We start from the raw sequence: 16,961 nt of genomic DNA, 5'->3' as shown, positions 1-16,961 counted from the left end.
CAAGGGGCGCAACAAGTGCAACGCAACGCAATGCAACAGGTTGCAACAGGGCGCATCTCGCATTGGTCGACGCTCTCGGCGCATCGCTTGCCGACCCGGTTTTCCACCCTCGCTCAAGCCCATTTTCAGGAAGCGACGAGATGCTACATCTCCGGCGGCGCTGGGTCTTGAGTCGAATATCCCGTTGATAGATAAGGAGTTCACTATGTTCGTCAGCCTCGAAGTCCGCAGTTCGCATCGCTTTGGTAGCGGCAGCGCTTGTCCGTCCCGGCTTTGGACGTCGGCCGGAGCGCGCCGTCATGGCTGAGACGACGACCGCCTTCATGGCAACCCAGCCGACGTTCGGTGACGGCTTTGATGTGCGGACCGGCGTCGTCATTGAGCCCGTGGTCCACGCGGCGTTCGGCGAGTTTCCGGAGATGCCGGAATTCGATGGCGACGAGGAAGTCGGCGCGCTGCGGGAGCTACACAGCCGAGCGCTCACCCAGTTCCGCGACCTGGTCACGGCGTTGCACACCATCGCGAAGGATGACGACCCGAGCCTCAACGACGCCGGCCGCCTGAAGGTGGCGGCACGCATGGTCGCGCCCAAGCTCGAAGAGCTGGCCGCGGTCGCACAGAGCGAGTTCGAACGCATCGACGCCGCCATTGCCGCGGAGCAGGACACGATCGGGCGCGAGAGCCGGAGGGCGGACCCCATCGACATCGGGCTGTTCCCGGAGATCCGCAGCCACCTGCGATCCCTCGGTCCGGCCAAGGCTATGGCCGAGGTGTATCGGATGCTCGAGCGATGGGACGTCGCGGGCATCCAGGCGGTCGCCACTGCCTCGCCATACCTCTGCGGCCTGCAGGGCGCCGCGGGCGAGGACGTGCACCAGCTCGCGCGCCAGCGCATTGCCCAGATCAAGGCCTCGGTTCACGTGCGTCGCAAGGAAGCCCTGCAGCACGCACGGTCGATCACCACGCAAGCCCTCAGCGCGCTCGACGCGAAGGCCAACAAGTTCATCGACTTCAAGCGTGCGAAGGGCCTGCATGAGCGCGAGACGAAGCGCACCAAGGGAGCCACATGAGGAACGCGATGAAGACCCTGACGATGCCGCCCGTGGACACGACGCCTGCCGTCGAGCGTGCGCGGCGCGAGTTTGAGGCCGCACTTGCGGCAAACCGTGACCACCTCGAACGCCTCGCCCGCGAGATCGGCGACGACGTCATCCCCGAACACTCCGAGAGGAACCCCGAATGACCATCGACCCGTTGGTCGCGTGGATGTATCGCCCCGTCGTTGCGCTGTCCGGCATCCGGCACCAGGGCCGTTTCAGCTGTTCGTTGGAACCCGGCGAGATCCTTGACGTCATCGTGTCGGCGACCGGCAACGGCTTCTTGAACGTGCGGGAGCCGGGCACTGGCGTCGTCAAAACGAACGTCGCCATCACATCCGGCACTACCACGACGATCGGCCCCTACAACGTCAACGTCGAAGTGCGCGTTGACTCGTGGAAGGACGACATCAACTTCAACATCGCGAGGCTCAACTCGTGACCAAGCTTTCGCTCAATCCGCCGTCGGCGTTCAAGAGTCGCGTCGAGATTCCTGTCGCCGGCAGTCGCGCCGTCGCTGTCGACTTCACGTTCAAATACCGCGATCGCGAGGCGCTGCGGCAGTTCGTCGGCGAGATGCACGGCGACGCCGAGGCGGTCCTCCATGCGGTCGAGGGCTGGGAACTCGACGACGACTTCAACGAAGCCAACGTGCGCAAGCTGTGCAACAGCTATCCGGGCGCTGCGTTCGCGATCGTCAACGAATACCTGCGTCAGCTGCAGGGCCGCTAAGCCATGGATATCGCCTCGCTCGGCATCAAGGTCACGACCGATGGCGTCGCCAAGGCCGAGCAGGAGCTCAGCAGCCTAACGCGCACCGGTGCCAAGACCGCGAACTCGGCGAAGGAAATTGCGAAGGCGTGGGCGCCTGCAGTGTTCGCCGGCGCAGCCGCGGGCATCGGCGTGCTCGGACTGGCGATGACGCGGTACGTGCAAAACACGATCGAGGCGGAGAAGGCGCAGGCGCAACTCGTCGCGCGGCTGAAGAGCACGAACGGCGCAGCCGGCCTGGCACTGGCGGACCTCAATCGCCTGGCGGACGGCTTGCAACGTGTCACGACGTTCGACGACGAAAGCATCGCGGGCGTCGAGTCACTGCTGCTGACCTTCACCAAGATCGGGCGCGATGTGTTTCCGCGCGCCACCGAAGCCGTGCTCGACATGTCCATCGCGCTGGGCGGCGACTTGAAAGGTGCCGCGGTGCAGCTCGGCAAGGCGCTGAACGACCCTGTTGAGGGCGTCACGGCGCTCTCGCGAGCCGGTGTGCAGTTCACCGACAAGCAGAAGGACATGATCCAGAAGCTCGTCGAAACCAACCGCCTCGCGGAAGCGCAGGCGATCGTGCTGAAGGAGCTCGAGAGCCAAATGGGAGGCTCCGCGCGTGCCGCCCGCGACACGCTCGGCGGCGCGCTCGAATCGCTCAAAAACAGCTTCGACAACTTGCTCGAGGGCGACGGCGGCACGAGTGGCGTACATGGTGCGCGCGACGCGATCGAATCACTCAACAACACGTTGAACGACCCGGGCATCAAATCCGGCGTCGGCGACCTGGTCGACGGCATGCTGCGCGTGGCCGATATGGCGGTAACAGTTGCGGCGAAAGTCGGCGAGGCGACGGCTGCATTGCGCGACTTCTTTGCGGAAAACAGCAAGAAGAGCGACGCAGCGCTCGAGAACCGACGCCAGGAGTTGTGGGCGGTCGAAATCCCGAAAGCCCAAGGCGATGTGAAGCGTCCTGGGCTGTACGGCACTGCCCCCGATCCGATCTCGAAACTGCTTGGCATTCCAACCGGGCAGGACAAGGTTGATGCGCTCCGCAAGGAGCTCGCCGGGATTGAGGCCCTTCAGGCGCAGCGCAGCAGCGCGAGCATGTTCGACAACGTCGTCGGGGGTACGTCGCCCAGCCGTCCCCCTCCTAAGGGGACGCTTGGCAGCACGGACTCAAAATCCGCCGCCCGACCGTCCGTGTCGGAGGCCAACGCTGTCGAGCAGGCGTACCAGCGCATCAACAAGCAGCTCGCAGAGCAGATCGCGCTCTTCGGAAAGACCGGCGAAGCCGCCCGGCTTCGATACGCGACTGAGAGCGGTGAGCTTTCCAAGCTGCCGCCCGCGCTGAAGGATCAGCTCGTGCAGCGCGCTGAATATTTGGATTCGCTCGAGCGCGAGCAGGACGCGATGCGCGAGTCTGCGCGGCTGGCCGACGAGGAAGGGCAGCGACTCGATCGCGAGCGCGAGTCGCGCACGCAATTGCTGGGCGACATGCAGTTCGAGCTCGACCTGACGCGCATGACGAACCAGGAGAAGAATGCAGCGATCGCGATTCGAAACGCGCACGCCGAAGGGATCAACAACGAGGACGACGCGATTCGCGACTACCTCAAGCGGATCGACGAAGCGGCGCAACAGCAGCGCGTGCTCGACGACGTCCGCGGCTCCGCAGAAGACATGTTTGCCAGTTTCATCGACGGTTCCCGTTCTGCCGGCGACGCGTTTGAGGATTTCGCCAAGAACCTTCAGCGCATTGCCGCTCGCCTGCTCGCGCAGAAGGCCGTCGAGTGGCTGCTGAGCAGCTTCATGGGCGGCGGCGGGGCAGCGTCGGCCGGAGGCACGTTCGCCGGGTTCTGGGGCGGTGGCTCCGGCTTTTCCTCCGGTGGCTACACCGGCACCGGCGGCAAATACCAACCTGCTGGCGTCGTGCACAAGGGTGAGGGCGTCCTATCGCAGGAGGACATTGCTGCTATCGGCGGCCCGAGCGGGTTCCATTCGCTACGGCGCGCAATCCACGGCGGCGGCTACGCCAACGGCGGGATCGCGGGTCAGTTCGCGGCCCCGGTCGGCAGCAGCCGTGGCGCTCCGGCTGTTCAAGTCCTCGTCGAGAACCACAGCGGTGGCCAAGCGCGCACCGAAGAGACCACCGGGCCTGACGGTGGTCGGATGATCAGGGTCATTGTCGAGGCAGCAGTCAGCGAGGTCGACCGCCGAATTGGCACGATGGGCTCGACGGGTCGCTCAATCCAAGCTCGATTCGGCGTCTCGCCGGCGGCGGTGCCCCGTGGCTGACAGCAGTGGCACTGCACTCGTCCTGCGACCGCATCCCTTCAGCGTCGACCACGGCATCGTTCGCGTGCGCGAAGGCCAAACGCTGGAAGCGATGCTGATGCAGGTGACCGACGGCGAGCCGATCGCGTCGACCATTCGCGTCGAGATCGGAGGCGCGGAAGTGCCGCGATCTTTCTGGGCGAGCGTTCGCCCAAAACAAGGAACGCCGATCCATATCACACGCATGCCTGCCGGCGGCGGCAACGGTTCGAAGTGGATCCGAACCATTCTCATGATCGTCGTAATGATCGTTGCTTGGTACGCGGCTCCCGCGCTTGCGGGCGCGTTCGGCGTTACCACCGCGTCCGGCATCGCAGCTGCGATGGGCGCCATCTACATGGTCGGCGCGCTTCGCGTCCCCGCACTTGTCCCGGAGATCAAATGAGCATTCTCAACGCGTGGATCACTCCACGGCGCGCGATCCTTGCGGCCGACTCAGCCGTCATGGTCACGGGCGGCGACCTCGTGCACGCCGCAAAGCTGATCATCCTGCCCGCGATGGGCTTGGCCCTCGGCGCACGCGGTGACATCACACTGCTCAACCATGTCGCCGCGTTCGTCCACGGCACCGGAGGCGACCTCGATACGCTGGGCGGCATGCGGGGCAGCATGTCGGCAATGCTCCCGGCGCTGGCAGTCACGGTCGACGGGATGCGCGCTGCTGAGGGATACGCAAGCGAGGAGGCTGAGATCGCACTCGTCGGCTGGTCCAACGATCGCCAGTGCATGGCCGGGTGGGCGTGGACACGCGCGGCTAAGGCGGCCGACTTCGAATGCGCCGAGATCGCGCCGTGGCGCATCGGCCCGAATGCAGGTTGGCACCAGGCGCCGGAACCCCCTGCGTGCGCCGCCGAGGTTGAGGTCATCGCACGCGAGCAGGTGCGCTTCATGCGCGCACACCACCCGGACGCAGCGACCGGCGGCAGGCTTGTGATCGCCGAGATCGAGCCGACGCGGATCACGACCCGCACGATGGACCTGTGCGAGCTGGTGAGGCATGCCGCGTAACGTGCACCAGCGTTGCAAGACGTGCTCCCATCCCGAGCGAGAACGGATCGAGCAGGAGATCGCGATTGCGCGGTCGATGCAGGACGTCGCCGATCGCTGGGGCATCGAGCGCCGGTCGCTCAATCGCCACCGTGCTGATCACATGACGCAGGAGCAGATTGCACGCCTGCGCGGGCTGGTGCCGGCGGACGTCGAGGTTGACATCGCAGAGCTGACGCGTCGCGGCGGTGAAGACGCGATGCTCGGCCTGAAGCGGCTCAACGCGGAGCTGGTCGAGATCACGAAGAAGCTGGACGGCATGGGCGAATACGCCGTTGCCGCGAAGTACCGGGACCTCGAGTTCAAGATCTACCGCGAGCAGATGAAGATCGCGGCCCTATATCCCGGCCTCAAACAGGTCACCAACAACAACCTGGTCTTTGCCGAGTTCGACGCGATCGCCCGTCTCGCCGAAAGCGTGCTCGGCCCGTGGCCGGAGGCGCGGCGCGCGTTCGCGCAGGGTCTCACGCAGTTGCCCGGCACAGTGATCGACGCCGAGTTCCGGGAGGCTGCTTGAGCCTGCGCCAGGACAGGCTCCGCCGCGCCTTGGCATGGCGTTTGGATCCCGCGCAAATGATGCGCGATGCGGGCTTCGAGCCCGATCCGCATCAGATCGCGCTACTTGAGCACCGCGACGACGACGTGCTTGTGCTGTGGCCGCGGCAGAGCGGTAAGTCACGAACTTGCGCGACGAGGGTCCTTCACCAGGCGTGCTTCGACCCAGGCGACGTCGTGATTCTCGCGGGCGAGAAACAGAAGCAGGCGAAGGAGGTCTGGTGCAAGGCGTTCGACATGCACCGGATCCTCGCCGAAACGGGCGAGCTTCCTTCCGTCGAAAAGGTAGACGACGAGCTCCGCTTCTCGAACGGGTCGCGAGTGCTCGCCCTGCCGTCGACGGTTGAATCAATCCGAGGTTATGCCGCGAAGCTGGTACTTATCGACGAGGCCGCGTTCACCGCGGACGGAACGCTCGCGAAGGTCATGCCCATGCTGGCGGCCACGGGGGGTCGAATCATCTGCCCGAGCACACCGAACGGCGCGTCTGGCTGGTTCTATGAAGCTTGGCACGGCGACAACAGCTGGGCAAAGCTCACGGTATCGATCGACGAACTGCCGCGCCTCACGAAGAAAGAGGTGGCGCGACAGCGCGACATCCTCACGCCGACCGAATTTCGCCAAGAGTTCCTGCTCGAGTGGCTCGACGGAACTCAACAGTTTTTCCCGACCGAGACGATCGAAGCCGCGATGTGCGACGACATCGTGCCGTTGCTCGAAAGGTTAGCGGCATGAGCCTGACGACACTCGAGCGCGACTTCGTTGCCGGCATTGACGTGGGACAAGTCAACGACTGGACGGCGATTGCGATCGTCGAACGCTCGCGCCGCGTGCCACGGGCCGGTATCTGGCCGAAGGAACTGCCCGAGGCGCAGCGCGAATCGAAAGAGGCCGGCGTTCGCCTCGACCTAGTTCATCTCGAACGCCTCCCGCTCGGTACGAAGTACCCGCAGCAAGTCGACCACGTGAAGGAACTTCTACGGCGTCCGCAACTAGGCGACGTCCGTTCGTTTCTCGACATGACGGGCTGCGGCCGACCGGTGTTCGACATGTTTCGTGCCGCGCAAGTACCGCGCTTGTCGGGTGTGATGATCACGGGCGCCCGTGGTGAAGCGACGCCGCACGACTACGGCTGGAACGTCGGCAAGACGGAGCTGGTGACGAAAGTCCAGGTCGAGATGCAGACCGGTCGGCTCCGTTTCGGCCGTCGCGTGCGAGACGCGGACAAGCTCGCTGCCGAGCTGCGCGACTTCCGCATGACACAGACGGCCGCCGGAAACATGACCTTCAACGCCCGCGAGGGACAGCACGACGACCTCGTGTTGGCACTCGCGCTCGCGGTGTTCGGCGCGCTGCGCGCGCGGGCACCTGCCTCCATCGATGTAAGGATTCTGACGTGACGACTGAATACACCCATCCCGAATACAGGGCGAACGAGAAGAAATGGCGCCGCGTGCGAGATGCCGTCGCTGGCGAGGATGTGGTCAAGGACGCCGGTCGCGACTACCTACCGGCGCCGGACGAGGATGCCTCGGGCTGGACTGCCGACCGCTATGCGTCGTACCTGCGCCGCGCGGTCTACTACAACGTTACGGGCCGCACGCTCGCGGGACTCGTGGGCGTCGCTTTCGCCAACTGGCCCGCGATCGAGACGTCCGAGAAGTATCTGCTGGATGACGCCGACGGCTCGGGCGTCGGACTGGTCGGCCAGGCGCAGTGGATGCTCGCACAGGTGCTTCAGACGGGGCGCGGCGGTCTGCTGGCGGACCGCACCCGGCTTGATCCGAGTGTCGCAAGGCGCGTGCGTACCGTCGGAGATGAGCACGCAGCGGGCGTACGCTCGTACGTCGTGCCCTACGCCGCCGAGGACATCCTCACTTGGGAGCTGGACGGCACCGCGCTCTCCCGGCTCGTGCTGCGCGAGCAGCATGCGACGTACGAAGGCGGCGAGGTCCAATATCTGCCGCAGTTGCGCGAGCTGACCCTCATCGAGGGCAAGTGCCACGTCGAGATCTGGCGCAAATACCGCGACAAAGGTGACTTCGTTCGCGCGGACAGTTGGGACACCGCGTCTCCGATTATCCCGTTCACCTTCGTTGGCGCCGTCAACAACGATGCCTGCCCGGACCCGGCACCGCTGCTCGATCTGGCGACGCTCAACCTCGCTCACTACCGCAATAGCGCGGATTACGAGGAAAGCGCGTTCCTGATGGGTCAGCCGCAGTTGTGGGTTAGCGGTTTCGATGAACTGCAGCAGCGCATTTCGTTCGGATCCCGCACTGCAATCGCCCTCCCGCCGGGCGGTGAGTGCGGCTTGCTGCAAGTCTCGCCGAACATTCTTGCGCGCGAAGCGATGGTCGCGAAAGAAGCGCAGATGCAGACGCTCGGTGCGCGGCTACTGTCGCAGGGAAGCGCCACCAAAACAGCCACACAAAGCGCTGCGGAGACCAAAGCGGCGTACAGCATGCTGTCGCTGGCCTGCGACAACGTAAGCCTCGCCTACACACGCGCCGTGCAGCACGCGCAGAAGCTCGTCGGCGGCGCGCAGAAGGCGTCGTTCGCAATCGATACGCGCTTCAGCGACCTCATGCTCGACGCCAACGCGATCCGCGAAGTGGTTGCCGCGTGGCAGGCGGGCTTGGTCCCGCAGAGCGACGCATGGGCCGTCCTGCGCCGTCTCGGCGTCATCGACCAGGGCAAGACGGATACGCAGCTCGCCGGCGAGATCGAGGGGCAGGGAGTGCCCCTCGATCTCAATGAGGCGGCTTAGGAACTAGCCGTTGTACGTCTGCAGAGCGGCTTCGGGGAAGTACTGGTAGTTGAAACTGTCGGTTTTCGATGTCCACCAAATGCATTTCCACTCATCTCCCCCGCTGTTGCGATCCACGATGGTCATGGGATCGCTTCCGCTCTTCAGGACGACCACGTCACCAGGCTGCATATCGCTCTCCGTTGGTTGGGCGAGCCGAACATAGCAGGAGAAGGCAGTGACCGACCTCTTAGATCAATCCATCCGCCTGCAAGTCCTGCTTGAGCGAGTCAAGGCCGGCGAGTCCGACAAGATCGACGGCTTCCTCCGCGACATCGACAAAGAGCTGCGCGATCGCCTCGTGCGCGCAGACCTAGCGCCGGGACAGCGTAAGCGCGCAGAGAAGGTGCTGGGCGAGGTTGAGGCGGCCCTGCAGGCGCTGTACGACCGGCACAGCGCCGAGTTCCAGGCGCGCCTGGCAGAGATGGCAGACACCGTCGCCGACACGCAGTCCAAGGGGCTCGCCGCAGCGCTGGAGGGAGTCGACGTGGCCACGCCAGCGGCGCCTGCCCTGCGTGCTGCGGTCGCGGCAGCGCCGTTATCCGTGCGCGGTCCGGGCGGCGGCATGCTGCTCGATGCGTTTGTCGCCAAGTGGGGGGAGGCGGACGTCGAGCGCATTGTCGGAACGATTCGCCGTGGCTACTTCGAAGGACGCACGACCGACGAGATCGTTCGTGACCTGCGTGGCACGAAGGCGGCGAATTACGCCGACGGGCAGCTTGCGGTGAGTCGTCGGCATGCGCGCACGGTCGCGCACACGGGCGTGCAGCACGTCGCGCACGTCGCGCGCGCTGAGTTCATGCGCGCCAACGACGACTTGATCAAGGGCTATCGCTGGGTCTCCACGCTCGACAGCAAGACCAGCGAGGTGTGCCAATCGCTCGATGGGCGCATCTTCGATCTTGGCGGCGGGCCAATGCCGCCGGCGCACCCGAACTGCCGATCCACCGTTGTGCCGGTGGTGAAGTCGTGGAAGGAACTCGGCATCGACATGCCCGAGCTAACGGGCGGCGAGCGCGCGAGCATCGATGGACCGGTCGACGCCGGGCTGAGTTATTTCGACTGGCTGAAGCGCCAGCCGGCCGAGTTTCAGGACGAGGCGTTAGGGCCAGTGCGCGCGACGCTGTTTCGGCGCGGGGGGCTTTCTGCCGATGACTTTGCGCGGCTGCAGCTCGGTCGCAATTTCCAGCCGCTCACTCTGGACGAGATGCGTCGGAAGGCACCGCTTGTGTTCGAAAAGGCGGGGGTATGACTGCCAACAGCCGGCGTTACCAATTAGATAAAAAAGCTGGCGCGCGCCAAGGGCGGGCCGCAGCGGTGCACAGGATAAATAGGCGCTAGATAGCGGAATCGAAGCGGTTTCCGCCGAAGGGAATCGTTTCAGGCGACACCGCGCCGCCGGAAATGATGAAGCTCATCGCCTGGTCGACCGTCCAGTCCGTCGGCGTGATCTTTTCGATCGGCACGATTTCGAGATAACCCGACGTCGGGTTCGGCGTGGTCGGCACGTACACCGCGGCGAGTTCGCGACCCGTGCCCTGTTCGCGCAGCACGCGCGTGACGAAGCCGATCGATTTCATGTGCGCATTCGGAAAGTCGACCAAGACCACGCGCTGCGTGCCGTCGGGCTTCGTCTGCAGGATGTCGAGCAACTGCCGCGCGCTGCCGTAGATGATGTTCGCGAACGGAATGCGCTTGATCAGCGCTTCGAACCAGCGCAGGAGGCGCTGGCCGAAGACGCGTCGCGCCATCATTCCCGACATCAGGATCACCGCGATCGTCGCGAGCAATGCGAGCCCGTTCTGCACCCACGGCGCCGCAACCCATGCGAACGACGGATTTCCGTCGGCAACGCCCTGCAGGCCCGGCCCGATCAGCGGTCGGCTGATGTCCGACAGCAGCACGAACACGAACTTGACGACCACCCACGTCAGCCAGATCGGCAACAGGGTGAGCAGGCCGGTGAGGAAGAGTCGCTGCAGGTTGGTTTTGCCCATGCCGCGATTGTAGGCGGCGCGGTCAGCGCTCGCGCATCAGGCGGAAGCCGACGTCGTCGTAGCCGCGATTGGCGGCGAGTGCTTCCTGCGCGGTGCGGCCGCGCCAGGAATGTGCTGTCACCGTGCGCTGCACGCAGCTGCTGCCGCAGTCGCGCAGCCAAAGGCTCACGGCGCGGCTTCCGACATCCGCCGACACGCGCGAGGACTCGGACGACGACGGCAGGCGGAAATGGCCGCCGGCCTGATTGCTCAGCCAGTTCGCATACGCCTCCGCATCCTGCAGCGATACGCAGACGACGGGGTCGTTCGCACCCTGCGCGAAGCCGGGCGACTGCCAGCTGCGCGGCGAGAACACGCGCAACAGCGACGCACGCTCGCGACACAGCGACGGCGGGCGATGAGTCGCCTCAACGAAGCGCTGGTACTCGGCGCGGGTGACCGGGCGATCGGACACGCTGCCTCGGCCGAGATCCGCGACTTCATCGCCGACGACCGCGCGCGGCGCGCCTTCGATGTTGTTTGCTTCACGCGTCCAACGCGCGAGTTCGGTCGGCGCCAGGCGCAGGTCGCGTGCGAGCACGAGCGACTGCTGCGCACGCTTGCGATCGTTGTGCTTGAGCGCGTCGTCGAAGCGCGTACGCAGCGCTTTCTGCACGTCAGGCGTCGCGGTGATCGCTTCCGGATGCGGCCCGAGCGCGCGTGCGAGTTCGTCGAGGTGGCCCGACAGGTCGCGCGCGCGCACGTCGTCGTTCGTGCGAACCGCGGTCGCGAGGCGCGCGCGAATTGCCGTGGCGACTTCGCCGACGACTGCCTGCACGCGCGCATCGGTCGGGTTGTCGTTCCACGCGGCCATGACGGTTGCGAGCGCGTTGTCGCCGTCGGGCGCGGTCAATGCATTGCGCGCGATCTGCGTGCGTGCGCGCGACACGGCCATCTCGACATCCGCGCCCGGCAGCGGCTCGAGCATGCTGTCGGTCGGGTCAGGCGTCGCGGTGCTGGCCTGCGTCGAACGCGTCGGGTTTTCCGCGTGGAAAAAACCATCGCGACCGCCGCGCGGCCAGATCGACGCGATGCCCCAGGTCACCAGCGCGAGCGCGACGGCAGCAGCGCCCCAGCGCATCGCCGGACTCGTTACGACGTCACGCACGCGATCCCACGCTGGCAACCAGCGCGGTGGACGCACGGCGAGCATGGCATCCCGCATTTCGGCGGCGGTCTGGAAACGCGAGTCGGCGGACTTCGACAGCGCGCGATACATGAAACGCTGCCAGTGACGCAGGTGCGCAGGCAGTTTCGGAATGGGCTGCTGCGCGTGCGCGATCGCCATCGACAGCGCGTCGCCGGCTTCGTACGGAAGTCGGCCGGCGAGCATTTCCCAGAGCACGACACCGAGGCTGTAGAGATCGGCGCGGCCGTCGACATCCTCGCCACGCGCCTGCTCGGGCGCCATGTACGCGGTGCTGCCGACCGCGAGCCCGGCGGTGGTGACCCGCGGGCCGAAACCGCGTCGCAGCGCGATGCCGAAATCCGCCAGCAGCGGACGGCCGGCGTCGTCGAACAGGACGTTTTCGGGTTTGACGTCGCGATGCACGACCCCGCGCGAATGCGCGTATTCGAGTGCGGCGAGCAGGGCGGTCGCGATCTCGACGGCGCCGGCTTCGTCGCGGGTGAAATCGACGTCGCCCAGATGCCCGCGCGCGAGGTGCGGCATCGAGTAGTAGGGCAGCCCGTCCTTCGTGCGGCCGAGCTCGTGGATGCGGACGATGTGCGGATGCTCGAGGCGCGCGATCGTGCGGACCTCGTTCTCGAAGCGGCGTCGGCTCACCTCGTCGGCCAGCGCCTGCGGCGCCATGATCTTGATCGCGACTTCGCGCCCCAGCGCGATCTGATCGGCGAGGTAGACGGTCGACATGCCGCCCTGGCCGAGGCGGCGCAGCAGGCGGTACCCGGCGATCTGCGGGAGTGTCTCGACGTTGGCGTCGGCGGGCATTTGCTCGTCCATGCCGGCCCGAGCATATAGGGCCGGACGCGCGCCGCGAAGGCCGGATTCCGGCGGAAACGTGATCAGCGGCCCGGCTTGCGCCGCACGTAGAGCTGTTTGCGCACGCGCGCGACGGTGTGGCCGTCGGCATCGATGACGGGCGTCTCGAACCAGCGCAGGTGCTTGGCGCCGTCGGCCGTCTGCGCGCGGATGTCCTCGAGTGTCGCGTCGTCGAGGTCGAAGTCGGCGTGCACCACGCCGCGACCGGGGCGGTCGAAATCGATGGCGCCGGAACGGTCCCAGACGAAGTAGTCGCGGCCGACATTCCGCATCACCAGCAGCATCCAGAACGGGTCGGTCATCGCGAACAGGCTGCCCCCGAAATGCGTGCCGACCGCGTTGCGGTTCCACGGGCGCAGGCGCAGCTCGACGCGGGCATGGCGAAAGTCGTCAGCGAGATGTGTGACGTGGATGCCGGTCGCGAGGAACGGCGGCCAGATGTTGAGCGCGTGCCGCAATGCGCCGGCACGGATGTTCTGCGGGTTCAAGGTGCGGTTCCGCTGGAGGCCCGGCGACGGGCATTTCTGCTTCGGGCGATGCGTCGCGGCTCAGAACAGCAGCGACGACATCCTGCGGCGGTAGCGGCCGACGAGATCCTCGTCGGGGACGATCCGGAACGCATCGATGAGCGTGCGCCGCGCAAGGCCGTCTTCGTACTGGCGATCACGGCGGAGCATTTCGATGAGGTGTTCAAGGCCGTCTTCTTCGCGGCCGCCGAGCACGCGTTGCACCGCAAGCAGGTGACGTGCGCGCAGGTCGGCCGGGTCGGCGGCGATGGCGGCTTCCAGCACGTCGGCCGGAGGCGCGTTGCTCGCCGCGGCGAGCAGGCGCAGGTGCGCGCGGGCGCGCTCGGTGCGGTCGTCGGTGGCGAGGTTGGCGGGCAGGGCGTCCAGCAGCTGCTCCGCTTCGGGCGTCGCGCCAGTGGCCAGCAGCGCGAGCGCGAGGTCGAGCTTGAGTGCGTCGTCTTCGGGCTTGGCGGCCACTTCGCCACGCAGGCGAACCACCTCGGCGTGCGGATCGATCGCCGGTGCGTCCTCGACCACTTCCGGTGCCGTCGTCGCGGCCAGCGGCTCGATGCCGTGCGTCTTCAGGAATTCGCGCAGCGTGCCTTCCGGAATCACGCCCGGGAAGCCGTCGGCGAGCTGGCCGTCCTTGACGAGGTAGACGGTCGGGATCGATCGCACCTGGAACGCGGCGGCGAGCTGCTGTTCCTTGTCGACGTCGACCTTCGCCAGCAGGAACGCGCCGTTGTATTCGGCGGCGAGCTTTTCCAGTACCGGGCCGAGCGTCTTGCACGGGCCGCACCATTCGGCCCAGAAATCGACCAGCACCGGCACCTGCAGCGAGCGCTGCAGCACGGTGTCCTGGAAGCTGTCGGCGGTGGCGTCGAAGACGTGCGGATTCGCGTCGGCGGTCATGGCGGCTCCTGGAAGTGCACGGGAGATGGGGACGTGCCCGGGTCTCCGCAAGGCGCGCACGCTAGCATGGGCCGATGCAACGACACGTCAGCCTTCCGCTCGCCGCCGCGCTCGCCGCGGTCGTCCTTTTCGCCGTGTCGGTGGCGGCTTTCGGCGCGGTGCACGACGGGTTCTCGCAGCTGCGGCATCCGGTCGCCGCGCTGGGTGCGAGCGGCGTCGACCATGCGCTCGCGTTCAACGTGCTTGCGTTCATCGTGCCCGGGTTGCTTGCGGCATTGGCGACTCAGGCGCTGCGCGCACGAATGGCGGACACGCGCTTCGTCGCGCGCCTCGGCGTGCAGGCTTTGACGCTGGCCGCGATCGCGTTCGCCGCGCTCGGGCTGCTGCCGCTGGATTCGACCGACCTGCTCGCAATCGCCAGCCGGCTGCATGCGGCGACGTGGACGCTTTGGTGGGTCGCGTTCGTCGCCGGCGCGTTGATGCTCGCGGTCGGCATGCGTGGAACGCGGCACGCGCGGCGGTGCTGGATGGTGGCCGGTTGCGCGTTGGTGACGCTGGCATTCGCGCTGGTGTTGCCGGGCGTGCTTCCCGTCGGGCTGTCGCAGCGCGTCGCGTTCGGCGCGTGGTTCGTCGCGACGGTGCTTTGCGCGCCGCCGCCTAGCCGTGGCGCAGCTTCAGCACCAGGATCGTCGCCGACAGGCCCAGCGTAAGCAGGTTCGACACGATCATCGGCCACGACATCAGCACGATGCCGTAGAAGAACCAGCATGCGACGCCGACCGTAAACACGACGTACATCCCCAGCGAAATGCCGCTGGTGTCGCGCGTGCGGATCGTCTTGATGGCCTGTGGGATGAAGGACGACGTGGTCAGTACCGCAGCCGCATAGCCGACCCATTCGCCGGTCATGCGGACGCCTGCGCGGCGGTCGGTGGCGGGGAAGGGCGCTTGAACATACGAAGGCGATTCCGGATATCAGGACGTCGGGCGCTACGTCGAACGAATGCATCGACGCGCGCTGCGGCCGGCGATTGAATCACGCGCGGCGGCTGTCGGGCAGGACATCGCCACGCGAAGACGGCAGCGACGACCGCAGCACGCGGTTGCGACCCTGCGTCTTCGCGGCGTACAGCGCGCGGTCGGCGGTGGCGAGCAGCGTCTGCGGCGTATCCAGCCCGACCTGCAGTTCGTGCACGCCGATCGACGCCGTGACCGGCCCGAGTTCGCGACGCATGTAGGTGATCGATGCTTCCGCGATCGCAAGGCGGATCTGCTCGGCGCGCATCGCCGCCTGCTCGAGCCCGGCTTCCGGCATGACGATGGTGAATTCCTCGCCGCCGTATCGGCAGGCGATGTCCTCGCCACGCGTCACCGCCGCGAGCACCTGGCCGATCTTCGTCAGCAACGCGTCGCCGGCGCCATGGCCGTGCTCATCGTTGAAGCGCTTGAAGTAGTCGACGTCGATCATCAGCACCGACAACGGACGCACGCGACGCTCGCAGCGTTCCATCTCGCGCGGCAGGCTTTCTTCGAGATAGCGGCGGTTGTACAGCCCGGTCAGCGGATCGCGCAGCGACTGCACGCGCAGGCTTTCGCGCAGTTCCAGGCTGTAGAGCACGACGCCGAGATGCTCCGCGACGGACTCGACCGCCGCGCGCTCGAGGTCGCTCAGTTGTGCGCCGAGACGCGTGCTGACGTGCAGCAAGCCGAGCGTCATGCCTTGCGATGCGAGCGGCATGCAAACGCCACACGCCTGATCCGGCGTCAGTTCTTCGAGATGCTCGCAACGCGCGGTTGGACGCGACGGGTCATACGCATGCGGGCTGCCACGACGCAGGCCCCAGCACTGGTCCGGTCGCATCGCGTCGGGATATTCGGTGCCGTGCGTGCCGAACAGCGGGCGCAGCTCCAGCAGGTTCTGCGATGCGCGCATCGAATAGCAGACGCCCGCGCCGTTCGGCACGAGTTGCGACAGCGCATTGCCGGCGACGTCGAGCGCTTCCTCGACGTTCTGGCAGCTGTGCAGCAGCCCGGCGAACGCGCCGAGCACGCGACGCTGCTCGGCGAGCCGCTCGCGCTGTTCGATCGATGCTTCCAGTGTAGCGAGCGCGGTGCGCGCCTCGTGTGCGTGCTTCCTCGACCGCCGCGTCTCGCGTCCGATCATCGCCAGCAGCACACCGAGCATCCCGACGGACAGCAGCATGCCGATCACCACGAACAGCGTCAGCCGCAGGGAGTCCCGGGCGCTGGCCGCGGTGCGCTCCTCGAGCAAGCGTCGCTCGACGCGCGCCATCTCGGCAGTCGCCTGATCGACCGCCTCGTTGGTCGGGATTCCGCTTTCGACCATCACGTGGTTGGCCGCCTGCGCCGCGCCGGTCTGGTGAAGGGTCACGCTTCGCTCGATCTCGACGAGGCGTCGCGCCACGAGCGCGCGAAGCGCCAGCGCGCGGCGCTCCTGCGCCGGGTTGTCTTCGACCAGACGCGCCAACGCGTCAGCGCTCGAGATCGGCTGCGGCCGGTTACCGACATATTCGGCCTGGAGACGCTCGTCGCCGGCGAGGCGGTACCCGCGCGCGGCCGACTCGGTGGCGTCGAGCGCGGACCGCACCGACTCGATCTGCGCGAGCACCTGGTAGGTATGGCTGACCCATTGCGTGCTGGCGTTGAACGAGCGGATGCCCCAGAGCATCACGCCCGTCACGGCCAGCAGCGCCGCCAGAAGGGCGGCGAGCACCGGGAATCGGCGTCGATCGGTTCGAAGCGTGCTGAGCGGCATTCAGGTAGGCGCGTCGGGTCTGTCGCCACCCTAGCAAGCGGCATGCCGGGGCCGCGCCAACGGACCGTCGGCGTGACGGCCGTTTGTGCACTGCGATAGGCTTTTCGACCGCCCGCCCGTTT

At 66.6% G+C, this 16,961-nt stretch carries 20 protein-coding genes; 13 read left to right on the top strand and 7 right to left on the bottom strand.

Annotation, left to right across the window (positions count from 1 at the left end; translation table 11 throughout):
• Positions 1-299 precede the first annotated feature (299 nt).
• The 11 genes from ACVWZN_RS06380 (at position 300) to ACVWZN_RS06330 (ending at position 8,568) form a co-directional block, all read left to right on the top strand.
• Positions 300-1,070: a hypothetical protein gene (locus ACVWZN_RS06380; RefSeq protein ID WP_456953084.1), complete on the top strand. Its 771-nt coding sequence runs from the start codon at positions 300-302 to the stop codon at positions 1,068-1,070.
• A gap of 8 nt (positions 1,071-1,078) precedes the next feature.
• Positions 1,079-1,243, top strand: coding sequence for a hypothetical protein (locus tag ACVWZN_RS06375; protein WP_456953083.1), 165 nt, complete (start codon positions 1,079-1,081; stop codon positions 1,241-1,243).
• Complete coding sequence (locus tag ACVWZN_RS06370; protein WP_456953082.1) at positions 1,240-1,539, top strand: hypothetical protein; 300 nt, start codon at positions 1,240-1,242, stop codon at positions 1,537-1,539. The genes ACVWZN_RS06375 and ACVWZN_RS06370 overlap by 4 nt, the downstream gene beginning before the upstream one ends.
• Positions 1,536-1,829, top strand: a complete 294-nt coding sequence (locus ACVWZN_RS06365) for a phage tail assembly chaperone (RefSeq protein ID WP_456953081.1) — start codon at positions 1,536-1,538, stop codon at positions 1,827-1,829. The genes ACVWZN_RS06370 and ACVWZN_RS06365 overlap by 4 nt, the downstream gene beginning before the upstream one ends.
• Positions 1,830-1,832: 3 nt before the next feature.
• Positions 1,833-4,157, top strand: coding sequence for a hypothetical protein (locus tag ACVWZN_RS06360; RefSeq protein ID WP_456953080.1), 2,325 nt, complete (start codon positions 1,833-1,835; stop codon positions 4,155-4,157).
• Positions 4,158-4,254: 97 nt separating this feature from the next.
• Entirely contained in the window at positions 4,255-4,581 is a 327-nt protein-coding gene (locus ACVWZN_RS06355) for a hypothetical protein (RefSeq protein ID WP_456953079.1), read from the top strand.
• Between the two features lie 59 nt (positions 4,582-4,640).
• A complete protein-coding gene (locus ACVWZN_RS06350) occupies positions 4,641-5,204 on the top strand; it encodes a hypothetical protein (protein WP_456953078.1) in 564 nt (187 codons plus the stop codon).
• A complete protein-coding gene (locus ACVWZN_RS06345; protein WP_456953077.1) occupies positions 5,194-5,760 on the top strand; it encodes a hypothetical protein in 567 nt (188 codons plus the stop codon). Before ACVWZN_RS06350 ends, ACVWZN_RS06345 begins: the two co-directional genes overlap by 11 nt.
• Positions 5,757-6,533, top strand: coding sequence for a terminase large subunit domain-containing protein (locus ACVWZN_RS06340; RefSeq protein WP_456953076.1), 777 nt, complete (start codon positions 5,757-5,759; stop codon positions 6,531-6,533). The genes ACVWZN_RS06345 and ACVWZN_RS06340 overlap by 4 nt, the downstream gene beginning before the upstream one ends.
• Entirely contained in the window at positions 6,530-7,198 is a 669-nt protein-coding gene (locus ACVWZN_RS06335; RefSeq protein WP_456953075.1) for a hypothetical protein, read from the top strand. Before ACVWZN_RS06340 ends, ACVWZN_RS06335 begins: the two co-directional genes overlap by 4 nt.
• Positions 7,195-8,568: a DUF4055 domain-containing protein gene (locus tag ACVWZN_RS06330; RefSeq protein WP_456953074.1), complete on the top strand. Its 1,374-nt coding sequence runs from the start codon at positions 7,195-7,197 to the stop codon at positions 8,566-8,568. The genes ACVWZN_RS06335 and ACVWZN_RS06330 overlap by 4 nt, the downstream gene beginning before the upstream one ends.
• A 3-nt stretch (positions 8,569-8,571) precedes the next feature.
• Here ACVWZN_RS06330 and ACVWZN_RS06325 read toward each other — a convergent pair whose 3' ends face one another.
• Positions 8,572-8,739, bottom strand: a complete 168-nt coding sequence (locus ACVWZN_RS06325) for a DUF2158 domain-containing protein (protein ID WP_456953073.1) — start codon at positions 8,737-8,739, stop codon at positions 8,572-8,574.
• Between the two features lie 46 nt (positions 8,740-8,785).
• Between ACVWZN_RS06325 and ACVWZN_RS06320 the strand changes: the two genes are divergently transcribed.
• Positions 8,786-9,859 (top strand): phage head morphogenesis protein, encoded by a 1,074-nt coding sequence (locus tag ACVWZN_RS06320; protein WP_456953072.1) that lies wholly within the window; start codon positions 8,786-8,788, stop codon positions 9,857-9,859.
• A gap of 85 nt (positions 9,860-9,944) precedes the next feature.
• Here the strand turns inward: ACVWZN_RS06320 and ACVWZN_RS06315 are convergent, their stop codons facing one another.
• From ACVWZN_RS06315 to trxA, 4 genes are all read right to left on the bottom strand, one after another.
• On the bottom strand, positions 9,945-10,604 hold the full coding sequence (locus ACVWZN_RS06315) for a DUF502 domain-containing protein (protein WP_456953071.1): 660 nt from the start codon (positions 10,602-10,604) through the stop codon (positions 9,945-9,947).
• 22 nt (positions 10,605-10,626) lie between these two features.
• Positions 10,627-12,594, bottom strand: coding sequence for a bifunctional serine/threonine-protein kinase/formylglycine-generating enzyme family protein (locus ACVWZN_RS06310; protein ID WP_456953070.1), 1,968 nt, complete (start codon positions 12,592-12,594; stop codon positions 10,627-10,629).
• Positions 12,595-12,668: 74 nt separating this feature from the next.
• Complete coding sequence (locus tag ACVWZN_RS06305) at positions 12,669-13,118, bottom strand: DUF4442 domain-containing protein (RefSeq protein WP_456954728.1); 450 nt, start codon at positions 13,116-13,118, stop codon at positions 12,669-12,671.
• Positions 13,119-13,193: 75 nt separating this feature from the next.
• On the bottom strand, positions 13,194-14,063 hold the full coding sequence (gene trxA / locus ACVWZN_RS06300; protein ID WP_456953069.1) for a thioredoxin: 870 nt from the start codon (positions 14,061-14,063) through the stop codon (positions 13,194-13,196).
• Between the two features lie 74 nt (positions 14,064-14,137).
• Between trxA and ACVWZN_RS06295 the strand changes: the two genes are divergently transcribed.
• Positions 14,138-14,773: a DUF998 domain-containing protein gene (locus ACVWZN_RS06295; protein WP_456953068.1), complete on the top strand. Its 636-nt coding sequence runs from the start codon at positions 14,138-14,140 to the stop codon at positions 14,771-14,773.
• Here ACVWZN_RS06295 and ACVWZN_RS06290 read toward each other — a convergent pair.
• Both ACVWZN_RS06290 and ACVWZN_RS06285 read right to left on the bottom strand, forming a co-directional pair.
• Complete coding sequence (locus ACVWZN_RS06290) at positions 14,721-14,972, bottom strand: SemiSWEET transporter (RefSeq protein WP_027083512.1); 252 nt, start codon at positions 14,970-14,972, stop codon at positions 14,721-14,723. The genes ACVWZN_RS06295 and ACVWZN_RS06290 overlap by 53 nt on opposite strands.
• Before the next feature lie 127 nt (positions 14,973-15,099).
• On the bottom strand, positions 15,100-16,797 hold the full coding sequence (locus ACVWZN_RS06285; protein ID WP_456953067.1) for a diguanylate cyclase: 1,698 nt from the start codon (positions 16,795-16,797) through the stop codon (positions 15,100-15,102).
• Between the last annotated feature and the right edge of the window lie 164 nt (positions 16,798-16,961).

This window comes from Lysobacter sp. HA35 (assembly GCF_054061195.1).
The sequence above is the reverse complement of the archived record's forward strand: the minus strand, read 5'-3'. Positions and strand labels throughout refer to the sequence as shown.

Bases quoted from the DNA above. Each gene is read 5' to 3' on its own strand.
- ACVWZN_RS06380 (WP_456953084.1), top strand. From the start codon at position 300: ATGGCTGAGACGACGACCGCCTTCATGGCAACCCAGCCGACGTTCGGT.
- ACVWZN_RS06375 (WP_456953083.1), top strand. From the start codon at position 1,079: ATGAAGACCCTGACGATGCCGCCCGTGGACACGACGCCTGCCGTCGAG.
- ACVWZN_RS06370 (WP_456953082.1), top strand. From the start codon at position 1,240: ATGACCATCGACCCGTTGGTCGCGTGGATGTATCGCCCCGTCGTTGCG.
- ACVWZN_RS06360 (WP_456953080.1), top strand. From the start codon at position 1,833: ATGGATATCGCCTCGCTCGGCATCAAGGTCACGACCGATGGCGTCGCC.
- ACVWZN_RS06355 (WP_456953079.1), top strand. From the start codon at position 4,255: ATGCAGGTGACCGACGGCGAGCCGATCGCGTCGACCATTCGCGTCGAG.
- ACVWZN_RS06350 (WP_456953078.1), top strand. From the start codon at position 4,641: ATGGTCACGGGCGGCGACCTCGTGCACGCCGCAAAGCTGATCATCCTG.
- ACVWZN_RS06345 (WP_456953077.1), top strand. From the start codon at position 5,194: ATGCCGCGTAACGTGCACCAGCGTTGCAAGACGTGCTCCCATCCCGAG.
- ACVWZN_RS06335 (WP_456953075.1), top strand. From the start codon at position 6,530: ATGAGCCTGACGACACTCGAGCGCGACTTCGTTGCCGGCATTGACGTG.
- ACVWZN_RS06325 (WP_456953073.1), bottom strand. From the start codon at position 8,739: ATGCAGCCTGGTGACGTGGTCGTCCTGAAGAGCGGAAGCGATCCCATG.
- ACVWZN_RS06315 (WP_456953071.1), bottom strand. From the start codon at position 10,604: ATGGGCAAAACCAACCTGCAGCGACTCTTCCTCACCGGCCTGCTCACC.
- ACVWZN_RS06310 (WP_456953070.1), bottom strand. From the start codon at position 12,594: ATGCCCGCCGACGCCAACGTCGAGACACTCCCGCAGATCGCCGGGTAC.
- trxA (WP_456953069.1), bottom strand. From the start codon at position 14,063: ATGACCGCCGACGCGAATCCGCACGTCTTCGACGCCACCGCCGACAGC.
- ACVWZN_RS06295 (WP_456953068.1), top strand. From the start codon at position 14,138: ATGCAACGACACGTCAGCCTTCCGCTCGCCGCCGCGCTCGCCGCGGTC.
- ACVWZN_RS06290 (WP_027083512.1), bottom strand. From the start codon at position 14,972: ATGACCGGCGAATGGGTCGGCTATGCGGCTGCGGTACTGACCACGTCG.